Origin of the sequence: Vreelandella vilamensis (assembly GCF_031451755.1) — a bacterium.
GTDB classification, from domain to species: Bacteria; Pseudomonadota; Gammaproteobacteria; order Pseudomonadales; family Halomonadaceae; genus Vreelandella; species Vreelandella vilamensis.
Genome location: NZ_JARWAN010000001.1, coordinates 21,618 through 34,996 on the forward strand (window position 1 = coordinate 21,618; position 13,379 = coordinate 34,996).

9 protein-coding genes are annotated in these 13,379 nt (G+C 57.2%); 2 read left to right on the plus strand and 7 right to left on the minus strand.

Going from position 1 to position 13,379, the window contains the following annotated elements; genetic code table 11:
- Position 1: 1 nt before the first annotated feature.
- Both speA and QC823_RS00115 read right to left on the minus strand, forming a co-directional pair.
- Positions 2-1,921: a biosynthetic arginine decarboxylase gene (gene speA, locus QC823_RS00110; RefSeq protein WP_309654328.1), complete on the minus strand. Its 1,920-nt coding sequence runs from the start codon at positions 1,919-1,921 to the stop codon at positions 2-4.
- Entirely contained in the window at positions 1,918-2,877 is a 960-nt protein-coding gene (locus QC823_RS00115) for a homoserine kinase (RefSeq protein ID WP_309654329.1), read from the minus strand. Before QC823_RS00115 ends, speA begins: the two co-directional genes overlap by 4 nt.
- A 176-nt stretch (positions 2,878-3,053) precedes the next feature.
- Here QC823_RS00115 and polA point away from each other — a divergent pair, with 176 nt between their 5' ends.
- Positions 3,054-5,819 (plus strand): DNA polymerase I, encoded by a 2,766-nt coding sequence (polA, locus tag QC823_RS00120; protein ID WP_309654330.1) that lies wholly within the window; start codon positions 3,054-3,056, stop codon positions 5,817-5,819.
- 122 nt (positions 5,820-5,941) lie between these two features.
- Here polA and QC823_RS00125 read toward each other — a convergent pair whose 3' ends face one another.
- Positions 5,942-6,967 carry a Fe(3+) ABC transporter substrate-binding protein gene (locus QC823_RS00125; protein WP_309654331.1) on the minus strand — a complete coding sequence of 342 codons (1,026 nt, stop codon included), beginning with the start codon at positions 6,965-6,967 and terminating at the stop codon, positions 5,942-5,944.
- Between the two features lie 200 nt (positions 6,968-7,167).
- Between QC823_RS00125 and QC823_RS00130 the strand changes: the two genes are divergently transcribed.
- Positions 7,168-8,307, plus strand: coding sequence for an ABC transporter ATP-binding protein (locus QC823_RS00130; protein WP_309654332.1), 1,140 nt, complete (start codon positions 7,168-7,170; stop codon positions 8,305-8,307).
- Here the strand turns inward: QC823_RS00130 and QC823_RS00135 are convergent.
- The 4 genes from QC823_RS00135 to QC823_RS00150 form a co-directional block, all read right to left on the minus strand.
- Entirely contained in the window at positions 8,260-9,903 is a 1,644-nt protein-coding gene (locus QC823_RS00135) for an ABC transporter permease (RefSeq protein ID WP_422823544.1), read from the minus strand. The genes QC823_RS00130 and QC823_RS00135 overlap by 48 nt on opposite strands.
- A 286-nt stretch (positions 9,904-10,189) precedes the next feature.
- On the minus strand, positions 10,190-11,557 hold the full coding sequence (locus QC823_RS00140) for a TRAP transporter large permease (RefSeq protein ID WP_309654334.1): 1,368 nt from the start codon (positions 11,555-11,557) through the stop codon (positions 10,190-10,192).
- A 21-nt stretch (positions 11,558-11,578) separates the two neighbouring features.
- A complete protein-coding gene (locus QC823_RS00145) occupies positions 11,579-12,154 on the minus strand; it encodes a TRAP transporter small permease subunit (RefSeq protein WP_309654335.1) in 576 nt (191 codons plus the stop codon).
- A 78-nt stretch (positions 12,155-12,232) separates the two neighbouring features.
- Positions 12,233-13,348 (minus strand): TRAP transporter substrate-binding protein, encoded by a 1,116-nt coding sequence (locus QC823_RS00150; RefSeq protein ID WP_309654336.1) that lies wholly within the window; start codon positions 13,346-13,348, stop codon positions 12,233-12,235.
- Positions 13,349-13,379 lie beyond the last annotated feature (31 nt).

The following is a 13,379-nucleotide window of genomic DNA, read 5'->3' on the forward strand; positions in this document are numbered from 1 at the left end:
GTTACTCAAGATAGGTATAACCGCTTAGGCCGTCGCTTAAGCTTTGAGCAAAGTGGGCCTGTTCGTGTTCGGTGAAATTGCCGGCAGCAAGCTGGTCCATTAGCTTCTTTTTCAGCACGTTGGCGTCGAAATTGACGTAGGCCAGTACATCGGCCACGCGATCGCCCGCCAACGGGTTTGAGAGCACCCACTCGCCGTTAGCATCGAGCGCGGCGTCGACCGAATCGGTATCACCGAACAGGTTGTGTAAATCCCCCAGGATTTCCTGGTAGGCGCCGACGAGGAAAAACCCAAGCCATCGCTCCTCGTTGTTGACCCATTCGGGCAGCGGTAGGGTGCTCTCAACCCCCTGACCATCGACGTAGTGATCGATTCGCCCGTCCGAGTCGCAGGTGATGTCCTGAATCACGGCGCGACGCGTGGGCGGCTGATCGAGTCCCGCTAGCGGCAACACCGGGAATATCTGCTCGATCCCCCAAATATCGGGCACCGACTGAAAGAGCGAAAAATTCACAAACAGTTTGTCGGCGAGTTTTTCCGCCAGCTCATCTTGAATATCGCGGTGGGCGCGATTGCGGGTATCCAGTTGCGCTCTTAGCCGCACGCAGGCGGCGGTGTAAACGCGTTCGCCTTCGGCCCGGGCGGTGACGCTAGTTAACCCCATGACAAAGCGCTCTTGCAGCTCGCTAACGGCCTGCAGCAAATCGTGCCATGCTTCCACCAACACGCGCGGTTCTTGCGGGGCTTCAAGCTGTTCAAATGCTTGCCACAGGGCGGCAACGTGGGGCTCATCCAGCGCAAGGCGCTCAGGCGGTGTGGCGTCGATGCGTTCCTCATCGATCACGTTGGTGATCAGCACCGCATGGTGCGCGGTTAGCGCACGGCCGGACTCGCTGATCAGATGCGGTTGCACCAAGCCGTTCTCCCGGCAAAGTTGGGCGAACGCATTGACCACATTGCGGGCGTACTCGGCCATGGAGTAGTTGGCCGAACAGAAGCTGCGCGAGCGGGTACCTTCGTAGTCGACCCCCAAGCCGCCGCCGACATCGACGGTATCCACCGGCGCACCAAGCGCCACCAGGCTTTGATAAAACCGCGCGCATTCGCGCAGACCGCGCTGAATATCGCGGATATTGGCGATCTGAGAGCCCAAGTGAAAATGCACCAGCTGTAGGCTGCCCAGCGCATCAGCGTCGCGCAAGGTCTCGACCACTTGCAAAATTTGACTCGCCGTCAGGCCGAATTTGGACTTTTCCCCGCCGGTATTTTGCCATTTTCCCTTGCCCACCGAGGCAAGCCGGGCGCGTAGGCCAATACGCGGGCGCACCTCCAGCGCTCGGGCTTCTGTCAAAATCAACTCAAGCTCGGAAAGCTTTTCCACCACCAGGTACACCCGATGGCCGAGCTTTTCGCCGAGCAGTGCTAAGCGTACGTACTCGCGGTCTTTATAACCGTTGCACACGATCAGCGACGAGCCGCTATCGGAGAGCGCCAGCACCGCCAGAAGCTCCGGTTTGCTGCCAGCTTCTAGTCCCACGCGGCCGTGACCGCGCTCGGTGGTGGCGAGGATCTCTTCTACCACGCGGCGCTGCTGATTCACCTTGATGGGGTAGACGGCGGTATAGCCGGCGGTGTAATCCGCCTCTTGCATTGCTTGGTCGAAAGCGCCGCACAGCTGCTCCACGCGGTCGTGCAGGATATCGCTAAAGCGTACCAGTACCGGCAGGCGCAGCCCGGCGTTACGCAGTTGGTGCACCAGCCCTGTTAGCGGAAGCGCCGGGCCGTTTGCCTCGCTGCCGTGAGGGCGTACCAGGGTTTGGCCGCGGTCGTCGACGTCGAAGTAGCCGCTGCCCCATTGGTCAATGTTCCACGTGCGCCGCGCGCGTAGGGCGGGGCTTTCGGCGGATGCCATATGGCTCATCGGCTGACCTCGGGAATCGGCAGCGCGCCGTGTGCAATACGCGCGTGCAAGATGGTGCGAAAACGCTCAGGGTCGTGGGGGGTTAAATCGTGCGCCGGCGGGTCGACGTAAACCACCAACAGGCGCGAGAGCCAGTAACGCAGCGCGGTCATGCGCAGCATCACCGGCCAGAGGTCACGCTCCTCCTGGGTTAGGGGGCGGCGTGCTTGGTAGGCTTCAAGCAGGGCGTCATGACGCTCGGGGTTTAAGCGCCCGTCGGCGTCGGAAGCCCAGTCGTTAATCACGATCGCCAGGTCAAACAGCAAGTCGCCGGTGCAGCCGTTGTAAAAATCGATGATGCCGCCGAGCCGTTCGCCATCAAACAGGGTGTTATCGCGAAACAAGTCGCCGTGGATGGCACCTTGGGGTAGCTCGCGGTGCTGACTGAAAGCGCTTTCGAAGTCGTCAACTTCGTCTTTCATCAGTGTTTGATCGCTAGGGCTTAAGTAAGTCAGCACTTTGTGATGCTTGATCCGTAGCCAGTGCAAATCGCGCGGGTTGGGACGGTGGCCGGGGAAATGCTGCGACACCACGTGCATATGCCCAAGCGCATCGCCCAGCGCGCGGCATTGGGCGATATTGGGAGCTTCCGGGTGGCGACCCGGCAAGCGCGGAAAGAGCAGGGCCGGCTTGTCCGCCAGACTATGCAGTGCCACGCCGTCGCGGTCGTGTACCGTGCCGGGCACCGGCAAGCGATGCTCCGCGAGGTAGTCAAGCAAGTCGACAAAGAACGGCAGCTCTTCGTGCTCGCCCTGCTCAAAGAGCGTTAAGACCAGCTCGTGGCGGTCGGTGGTGACAAAAAAAGTGGAGTTTTCCGTGCCGTCGGCCACGCCCTGAAGGGCCGTAAAGCGGCCAACGTCAAACTTGTCCAAAAACGCCGCGACCTGTGTGTCGCTAAGCGGAGTAAATACAGCCATGAGAATCTCGCCCAGGTTGCTAAGCCCACTATTGTAGCGGCTTGGTGCGCCACTTGGCAGCGTTGATCCGGGCGACTTTCGCCGCGAGGTATCGTGGGATCGTACGTTTGCATTCGGCACAGCGCCAGCGGCGCGCTATCATAGCCTGACGAATTTTTTTGAACGGTGAATTGTGTATGGCTCGCGCTCCGATCGTGCTTGTGGATGGCTCCTCTTATTTGTATCGCGCGTTTCACGCGCTGCCGCCGCTGACCACTTCCCAAGGACAGCCGACCGGCGCCGTGAAGGGCGTGCTCAATATGCTCAAACGGCTGATCAAGGACTACCCTGATAGCCCCATGGCGGTGGTGTTTGATGCGCCGGGTAAAACCTTCCGCGACGAGATGTACGAAGCCTACAAGGCGCACCGGCCACCAATGCCGGATGACCTGCGAAGCCAGGTTACGCTGCTGCACGACTGCGTAAAATCGCTGGGGTTGCCGCTTTTGTGTATTGAAGGCGTTGAGGCGGATGACGTGATCGGCACCTTGGCGCACAAGGCCACGCAGTCTGGGCGCGACGCGGTGATTTCCACCGGCGATAAGGACATGGCACAGCTGGTCAACGCGCACATCACCTTGGTTAACACCATGAAGGACGAAACGCTGGATGAAGCCGGGGTGAAAGACAAGTTCGGCTTACCGCCGGCATTAATCATCGATTATCTCGCCCTAATGGGCGATAAAGTCGACAACATCCCCGGCGTGCCGGGCGTGGGCGAAAAAACCGCCATCGGCCTGTTGCAAGGCATGGAAGGCGGACTGGATACCATTTACGGCGATCTGGAACGGGTCAAAACGCTCAGCTTTCGTGGGGCCAAAACGCTGCCCAAAAAGTTAGAAGAGCACCGTGATCAAGCGTTTCTCTCATATCAACTTGCGACCATCAAAACCGACTGCGACCTGCCGGTAGGGCTTGATGATCTGGATATCGCCCACCCTGATCGCGAGCGGCTGGTTGCGCTTTACCGCGAGCTTGAGTTCAAACAGTGGCTCGCCGAGCTATTAGACGGCCAAGACGAAGGCGTCGACGATGTCACGAGCGGGGCGCCGGTGGATGACGCGGACGACGAGGCAGGTAGTCAACCGCCCAGCGCGCGTCAGGATCACGTCATCACCGAGCAGCGTGAACTGGACGTCTGGCTTGAGCGGCTATTCAAGGCTGAGCGTTTTTGTGTCGACTTGGAAACCACCAGCCTTAACTACATGGAGGCGGAAATCGTCGGCGTGGGGCTTGCGCTTGAACCCGGCGAGGCGGCATATATTCCGCTGGCACACGATTACTTGGATGCCCCCGCGCAGCTGGATCGTGACGCGGTGTTAAACGCACTCAAGCCGCTACTCGAAGACCGCAGCAAAACCAAAATCGGCCAGAACCTGAAGTACGATATGTCGGTGCTCGCCAACGTCGGCATTACGCTGGCCGGGCCGCTCGCCGACACCATGCTGGCGTCCTACGTGCTCAATTCCACCGCTACGCGTCACGATATGGAGTCGCTGGCGCTCAAGTACCTCGGTGAGAACACCATTTCGTTTGAGGATATTGCCGGCAAAGGGGCGAAACAGCTGACTTTCAACCAGATCGCGCTGGAGCAAGCCGCCCCTTATGCCTGCGAAGACGTGGATATTACCCTGCGCCTTCATCAAACGCTGCGCCCACAGGTAGAGCAAGAAGGCGAGTTGGCAGCGGTGCTCGACTCACTTGAGCTACCGCTGGTGCCGGTGCTTTCGCGCATCGAGCGCAATGGCGTATCGCTGGATGCCGAGCGACTGCACACCCAGAGCCACGAGTTGGCAAGCCGTATTCGCGAATTGGAAAGCAAGGCATTTGAACTTGCCGGGCGCGAGTTCAATCTCGGCTCGCCCAAACAACTGGGTGAGATTCTGTTCGAGGAACAGAAGATACCGGTGATTAAGAAAACGCCCAAAGGCGCACCCTCCACCGCCGAAGCGGTGCTCGAAGAACTGGCGCTGGATTACCCGCTGCCCAAAGTGATCATGGAGCACCGCGGGTTATCCAAGCTGAAATCCACCTACACCGACAAACTGCCACGTTTGATTAACCCGCGCACCGGGCGGGTACACACAAGCTACCATCAGGCGGTGACCGCGACGGGGCGGCTCTCATCCTCCGACCCTAATCTGCAAAATATTCCCATTCGCACGGAAGAGGGGCGCAAGATTCGACAGGCGTTTACCGCGCGCCCGGGTTATCGCATCGTCGCTGCTGACTACTCGCAAATCGAGCTGCGCATCATGGCGCACCTGTCGGAAGATAAGGGGCTGTTGAGCGCCTTCGCTGACGGCAAGGACATTCACGCCGCCACCGCCGCCGAGGTGTTTGGTACCTCGCTTGAAAAGGTCTCCAGTGAACAGCGTAGAAGCGCTAAAGCGATCAATTTCGGGCTAATCTACGGTATGAGCGCCTGGGGACTGTCGCGGCAGCTGCATATCGAGCGCCATCAGGCCCAGACCTACATCGACCGCTACTTCGACCGCTACCCAGGCGTAGCACGCTACATGGAGCGTATTCGCGCCCAAGCGGCGGAGGATGGCTATGTCGAGACGGTGTTTGGTCGGCGTCTCTACCTGCCGGAGATTCACTCGCAAAACCGCAATCGCCGCCAAGGCGCCGAGCGCACGGCCATTAACGCGCCGATGCAAGGCACCGCCGCGGATATCATCAAACGCGCGATGATCGACGTCGATGCCTGGCTGGCGGGAAGTGATTTTGACGCGCTGATGGTGATGCAGGTTCACGATGAGCTGGTGTTTGAAGTCGCCGATAACCAAGTCGCGGCATTTATTGCCGAGGTACAAAAACGCATGCAGGGCGCCGCTGAGCTTAATGTTGAGCTTACCGTGGAAGCCGAAAGTGGCGCCAATTGGGACGAAGCGCACTGATTCATTTTGTTTGATCGTTAGCAAACAAAAGCACCCGCTGCCATGGCAGCGGGTGCTTTTGTTATAGACGTCTTTACAGACGTGTTGGTCGACGTATCGGTGCGCGTGGTTTCGCGCCCCGCTTAACGCCAGCCAACGCGATCAAAGATGCGGATCGCTTCGGGGTTGTTTTCACCCAGTTCGCTGATGTTCAGGTCATCTTTCTTAAAGTTGCCCCAAGACTCCAGCACCGGGTCTTTCTTCACGCCTGCAACCACCGGGAACTCGTTGTTGCCGGAAGCAAAGATTTCCTGGGCGGTGTCAGAGGACAAGAACTCCAAAAAGCGTACGGCGTTCTCACGGTTGGGGGCACCGTCAACGACACCGGCACCGCCGACGTTCACGTGAGCGCCACGGCCGTCTTGGTTGGGAAAGATGATGCCCACTTTGCGCGCGGCTTCACGGTCAGCGTCGTCGTCCGACTTCAGCAGGCGCACGTAGTAGTAATGGTTGGCAACGGCTAAGTCGCACTCACCGCTTGCGACACCGCGGATTTGATCGGTATCGCCGCCTTCCGGGTCGCGCGCCATGTTATCGACCACGCCCTGCGCCCATTCTTCAGCGCCTTCTTCGCCGTGATGGGCGATCATAGAAGCCAGAAGTGACTGGTTGTAAATGTTGTTAGAGGAGCGAATGCACACTTGGCCTTCGAATTGCGGGTCGGCCAGGTCTTCGTAAGAGCTGATCTGGCTGGGATCGAAGTTTTCGCGGTTATAGTAAATGGCGCGGGCGCGTTGGCTTAAGCCAAACCACAGCCCTTCCGGGTGGCGCATGGATTCCGGCAAGCGCTCGTCTAGCACATCCGACTCAACGCTTTGGAAGATGCCTTCTTGCTCAGCGCGCCATAGGCGGCCAGCATCAACGGTTAGCATGACATCGGCAGGGCTTGCGATTCCCTCGCGCTGGATGCGTTCGATAAGCTGGTCGGAATCGCCTTCAAGCACGTTGACTTCAATGCCGGTTTCGTCGGTAAAGGCGGTGTAAAGGCGCTCATCGGAGTCGTAGTGACGCGCGGAATACAAGTTGAGCTCGTCAGCTAATGCCGTGCTGGCAAAAGCGCTACTTACCAAAACGGCAGCCACTGGAGCGGCGAAACGTGCTGTTTTCATCGTCGAACATCCTTTTGATAGATAATGATAATAAGTTGTATTACGAAAGAGTTTTGCTATTTAAGCGCTTAGCACACGTTGAGTCAAGTAAATGAGAAATAAAATCATCTAAAACGATTGGTAACGGCGAGAAAGGTGCATTGGCAGCCAATAAAAAATAGAATGCGAATAGCTTTCAATTCTTTCAATGGCGGAGTGTCATGACGGTAACGATGAATACAGCGGAAGTCGCAGCGCCAGTCAATGCGCTGGCACTGCGCAATGTGCGCCATACGTTTGATGGCAACACCGTAGTAAAAGGCATTGACCTGGAGGTTGAGCCCGGCGAAGTGGTTTGCTTATTAGGGCCTTCCGGGTGTGGGAAAACCACGCTGCTGCGCATTGCGGCGGGGCTAGAAGTGTTGCAAGAGGGCAGCGTGGCGCTTGAGGACAACGTCATTGCATCCCCAGGGCAGCGCCATGTGCCGCCAGAGAAGCGTAATGTGGGGCTGGCGTTTCAAGATTCCGCGCTTTTTCCGCACTTAACCGTGCTGGAAAACGTGATGTTTGGACTGAAAAAGCTCCCCGCGCCGCAGCGGCGTAAACGCGCCAAGGAGCTTTTAGAGCAGCTGGGCATGGCAAGTTACACGGATACGTATCCGCACATGCTTTCAGGCGGGCAACAGCAGCGCGTGGCGCTGGCGCGAGCGCTGGCACCCGAGCCACGGCTGATGCTGCTGGACGAGCCGTTTTCTAGCCTTGACGCGCGCCTGCGCGACCAAATTCGCGACGATACCCTTCACGTATTGAAAAAAGTGGGTGCGGCAACGCTGTTGGTGACCCACGATCCCGAAGAGGCGATGTTCATGGCCGACCGCATTGCCTTGATGCGTGACGGTAAAATTATTCAGGTGGGCACGCCACAAGAGCTTTACTGCGCCCCTAGCGATCCCTTTGTGGTGACGTTTTTTGGTGAGGTGAATGAGCTCGACGGTACGGTCAACAACGGTAAAATCGCCACGCCGGTGGGTAGCGTCGAGGCCGGTTGGCTGCCGGAAGGTAGCCAAGCAAAAGTGATGATTCGTCCTGAAGCGTTACGGGTTGCCGAGTGCAATGTAGACCCCAATCCGCATGACCATAGCCATGTGATTATGGCCAAGCTGTTAGGCCGCTCCAGCCTGATCCATCTGTGCGCCCACGGTAGCCAAGGCGATGAAGCCCACCTGCACGCTCGGGTGCCGGGGCTTTTTCTCCCCGGCGAAGGCCAACCGGTGGATATTCATTTGGACCTTTCTCAGGTGTTTGTCTTTCCGTCACCTACCGCTGCTGCCGGGGCGAGCACGGCGCATCGCCACGCTTAACAAAATCACCGGAATAATGCCCACCACCACAATCGCCAGCGAGGCCGTTGAGGCCTCCGCTAGTCGCTCATCGGCGGCGAGGTTGTGTGCGCGAACGGCCAATGTATCGAAGTTGAACGGGCGCAAAATAATGGTCGCGGGCAGCTCTTTCATCACGTCGACAAAAACCAAAATCCCTGCCGCCAATAAGCTGCTGCGCATTAGTGGGGTATGAATGCGCCGTAGGGTGCCGCCTGCCGTTTGGCCAAGCGTGCGCGCGGCGGCGTCCATGCTCGGCGTGACTTTGCCTAAGCTGGCTTCGACCGCGTTAAACGAGACCGCCAAAAAGCGCACCACATACGCATAAATCAAAATAAACGCCGAGCCACTAAAAATCAGCCCAATAATGTAGCCGTATTGGGTGTGAAGCCAGGTATTAATGGCGTTATCCAGCCAGGCAAAGGGGATTAAAATTCCCACCGCGACTACCGAACCGGGAATGGCGTAGCCCATTGCCGCAATGCGCGAGCTGACCCGCGCAAAGGGCGTATTGTGAATACGCACGCCGTAGCTTAAAAGAATCGCCATCCCCACCGCGAGCAGCGCGGCAATGGTCGCAAGTGACAGGCTGTTGAAGGCAAACCCGATAAAGCGTGTGCCGAAAAGCGAATCCCCCTCGACAATCGCCATTTGCAGCAAAATCGCACTCGGGAGCAGAAAGCCGATGAGCACTGGGAGCAAACAGGCAATAAGCGCGCTGGCGGCACGCCAGCCATAAAGCGGGTATTCCGGTAGCTGTTGATAGCGGTTGGTGCTGTGAAAGTAACGCCGTTTGCCGCGCGAAGCGCGTTCAATTAGCACCAGGGCGACCACAAAGGTCAGCAGGCAAGCGGCAAGCTGTGCGGCGGCAACGGGCTCGCCCAAGCCGAACCAGGTGCGATAAATCCCTGTCGTGAATGTATCGACCCCGAAATACTGCACTGCGCCAAATTCGTTGAGCGTCTCCATCAGTACCAATGAAACGCCACCCACCAGCGCTGGGCGCGATAGCGGTACCGCGACCGTGGCAAACAAATGCCAAGGCCCGCGGCCCAAGGTGCGGCCGACATCCAGCACGCAAACGGACTGCTCTAGAAAAGACGCTCGGGCCAGCAAGTACACGTAAGGGTAGAGCACCAGGGTAATGAGTATGGCCGCGCCCCCCAACGAGCGAATATTGGGGAAAAAGTAATCGCCGTATTCCCAGCCGAACGTATCGCGCAAAAGGCTCTGCAAGGGGCCGGCGACTTGCAAAAAATCGGTGTAAGCGTAGGCAATGACGTAGGTTGGCACTGCCAGCGGCAGCAAAAGCGCCCACTCGAATAGGCGCTTACCGGGGAAGCGACACATCACCACCAGCCACGCCGTGCCGGTGCCAATTATCAGCGTGCCGATACCCACCATCAGCACTAGCCAAAACGTATTGGTTAAGTAACGCGGCAGCACGGTGCTGGCCAGGTGCTGCCAGATGTCACCCGCTGGCATGAAGATATGCGCGAGGATGACAATAACGGGCAGGGCAACCACCAGGGCGATGCCAAAAAGAATGAATGACCAGACATTGAGCCGGCTGACCAGCTGCTTGGATAGCGAGTAGAGGCCACGGTCGGCAGTCTGAGACAACGGAGTTCTCCTTCAGGGTATGAGAGAGCAGGGTATGAAAAAGTAGAGTATGAGCGGATAGTGGCGATGCGAACCAGTATCAAATGCTAATCATACCATCTAGTGCCTGACTTAACGATGTGAAATCCATGCGACATGCTGCCACCTGCCCGCCAGCAGCGTATTTTTTTACAGGTGCTGGGAAGCAAAAGCCCCCTGCAGGGCAAGGGGCTAATCACAAGGCTTGTAAACGGTTAGCGTATTATCTGCTGTAAACCAGATTGGGCAGCCAGGTGGCCAGCGGTTCAAAGAAGAACACCAGCATAAGGCCAAGCAACTGCAGCAGCACGAAGGGAGCAACACCTTTGTAGATGTCCATTGTCTGAATCGAAGGTGGACAGACCCCTTTGATGTAAAAGAGCGCAAATCCGACGGGTGGCGTAATAAACGAGGTCTGCAGACAAATCGCGAACAGAATGGCAAACCAGACTGGCTCAACCCCAAGGCTAAACACCACAGGTGCCACCAGAGGCAGGATAATCAGAGTGATCTCCACCCAGTCAAGGAAGAAGCCAAGCAGGAAGACGACTAACAGAATCGACAACACGATACCGGCGGTGCCAAATGGCAGGCCAGTCACCGCATCACGAATAACGTCATCACCCCCCAGACCGCGCAATACGGCCGCGAAAACCGTGGCACCGATGAAAATGCCAAAGATAAACGCCGTGGTGCGCGTGGTCTGGTAAAGCGCGCTGGACATGACATTGAAGTTCAGGCGTCGGCTGGTAAAAGCCAGTAACGTGGCGCCCAGAGCGCCCACGGCAGAGGCTTCTGTCGTGGTAGCAAAGCCGGTGAAAATCGACCCAAGGACTGCGACGATCAGCACCATGGGGGGCAGCACGGCAATCAGCACTTCCAGCAGCGCGCGCCCGTTGAGGGGTTCACGATCCTTAGGTGCGGGGGCAAGGTCCTTCTTGATGTAAGCGGCGATGATGATAAAGGCGATATACATGACGCCAAGCATCACACCAGGGATCAGCGCTCCCATGAACAAACGTCCAACAGACGCTTCGGAGGTGCCCAGGCGATCAGCCATCAGTACCAGCATGATGCTGGGCGGCACGAGTATCCCCAGGGTGCCTACCGAACAGGCGGTTCCCACCGCCAGCGACTTATTGTAGTTGGCTTTCAGCATTGGGCCGATGGAGAGCATGCCCAGCAAGACGACCGAGGCGCCTACGATACCAGTTGAAGCGGCCAGCAGAATCCCCACGATAACCACCGTTACCGCGTAGCCGCCGCGCAGGCCGCCCATGACGCGTACCAGCGAATTCATCAGGCGTTCGGCAATCCCGGAGCGATCCAGCATGATGCCCATAAAAATGAACAGCGGCAGTGCCACCATCAGTTCATTGGCCACGATCCCGTAAAATCGCTGGGCAAGAACGCCAATGGTGCCGCCCCAGGAAAACCACAGATTGGCGTCGAAATACTCGACCATGACGTGGCCGATAATGGCAAACAGAAAGCCGATACCCGCGAGAGACCAAGCGACCGGAAAACCCAGCAGCAATAGCCCCATGAAACTGGCAAACATGCCAATAACGAGAAGTTCTTCAATACCCATATTAATTCCCGGTGTCAGGCGTTAGCGGAAGTCGGTCGGGTGCGTTGGCCGCACTTCCCGAGGAAACTTGAAGAGATAGGTTGTACACCGTAATAGACGCGACACCATGGCAATTGCAATCAGTATCATGCCGATGGGCAGGGTGCTTTTAAGAATGAACCGGTAAGGTAGGCCGCTAGGTGCCTGGGAATTTTCGCCCTGCTCGAATGACCGGTAGGCATATTCAATCAGCTGATCGATTATGAAATACAGCAGTGGCAGCATCAAAAGCGCAATGCCAAGCAATTCAATCCATGCCATCAGGCGAAGTGAAAAACGTTCACGCAGCACATCCACACGCACGTGATCATCTGTCACGATGGCATAGGCCAGTGTCATGATCATGGTGGCACCAAAGAAGTGCCAGGAAAGCTCCTCCAGCGCAATTGAACCGCGCCCAAGAATAAAGCGGCTGAACACGTTAGTAAGAACAACCGCAATAGTGACAACCCACAGCCAGGAGAGCAGCTTGCCGGTAAAAGCAATCATGGAATCCAGCCGAAAACTTAACGCATTGGTGGGAAGCGTTTGTGAAGGATCCTGGGAAGGCGTAGACATAGTATCAGTCTCATGTGTCTTGGCATAAACAAGGCCGGAGCATCATGGCGATGCCCCGGCCAGTCGTGTCACAGGCGATCAGTCTAACTGCTGAATGTTTTCAGGCTTGAAGTACTCGGCCGGTAGGTAGCCTTTGGTGCGCCATTCGCCGTGAATACGCATCCAATCCTGCTGGCTGTCGAGTACGCGACGGAACATCTCGTCTTCGTTGGCGATTTCCTGCTGGACTTCATGGGTGATAGTGCGCAGTTCCTGCAGAACTTCTTCCGGCAGAACCTGGGCGTTGACGCCTTCCTCGACAAAGCCTTGCAATGCCAGTGGGTTTTCCCACTCACTTTCAGATAGACCAAACAGTGTTGCTGAGCGGCAACCCATATCGATCTGGGCGCGGGTGGCCTCTTCAAGCGAAGCCCAGGAATCCTTGTTGATCAATAGGAAAGCGGTTGTAAAGGTTTGGTGCCAACCCGGCATCAGGTAGTTATTGACGATTTCTTGCATGCCCAGGATACGGTCAACCGCAGGAGCTGAAAACTCGGTGGCGTCAATCGTGCCACGTTCCATTGCCTGGTAAAGTTCGCCGCCCGGCAGCATGGTAACGGAAGCACCGAGGCGCTCCATGACGCGGCCACCGATACCCGCAAAACGAATGCGTAACCCGTCCATCTGCTCAAGGGATTCAACCGGCTCGGCGAACCAACCAGCCGCTTCCGGGCCAATCATACTGCAAAGCAGCGGTTGAACGTTGTAGGGTTCGTAGATTTCTTCGAGCAGTGTGTGACCGTCGCCGTGGTAGTACCAGGCCAGGTAAGAGGAAGGTTCCATGCCGAAGGGCGCGCCAGCATATAACGGCAGAGAAGGAATGCTGCCCTGGTCATAGCCAACCCAGGTAAAACCTGCCGGGTACTGGCCTTCCGAAACCGCATCGAGAATTTCAAACGCAGGAATCAACTCGCCTGGCTCGTAATAGCGGAGGTTGATATTGCCACCGGATACCGCCTTCAGAGACTCCGACAGATGCACAACCGGTGTGCTCAAGCCAACGAGGTTGGAGGGGAACGCAATTGGAACCTGCCAACGTACTTGCTCCTGAGCGTTGGCCGCTGTTGCCATGGTGCCCGTTGCCATAATCACGGCAGCGGCTGTGCCGGCGAGCTTGAAACGCATTAACGATTTTGTGCGGGTCAACATATTCATGAACCTTTCTCCGCTTACACTGATTGTTGTT

What these genes read in the sequence shown, in the direction of transcription:
- speA (WP_309654328.1), bottom strand. Translation starts at nt 1,921, where the DNA reads ATGAGCCATATGGCATCCGCCGAAAGCCCCGCCCTACGCGCGCGGCGC.
- QC823_RS00115 (WP_309654329.1), bottom strand. Translation starts at nt 2,877, where the DNA reads ATGGCTGTATTTACTCCGCTTAGCGACACACAGGTCGCGGCGTTTTTG.
- polA (WP_309654330.1), top strand. Translation starts at nt 3,054, where the DNA reads ATGGCTCGCGCTCCGATCGTGCTTGTGGATGGCTCCTCTTATTTGTAT.
- QC823_RS00125 (WP_309654331.1), bottom strand. Translation starts at nt 6,967, where the DNA reads ATGAAAACAGCACGTTTCGCCGCTCCAGTGGCTGCCGTTTTGGTAAGT.
- QC823_RS00130 (WP_309654332.1), top strand. Translation starts at nt 7,168, where the DNA reads ATGACGGTAACGATGAATACAGCGGAAGTCGCAGCGCCAGTCAATGCG.
- QC823_RS00140 (WP_309654334.1), bottom strand. Translation starts at nt 11,557, where the DNA reads ATGGGTATTGAAGAACTTCTCGTTATTGGCATGTTTGCCAGTTTCATG.
- QC823_RS00145 (WP_309654335.1), bottom strand. Translation starts at nt 12,154, where the DNA reads ATGTCTACGCCTTCCCAGGATCCTTCACAAACGCTTCCCACCAATGCG.
- QC823_RS00150 (WP_309654336.1), bottom strand. Translation starts at nt 13,348, where the DNA reads ATGAATATGTTGACCCGCACAAAATCGTTAATGCGTTTCAAGCTCGCC.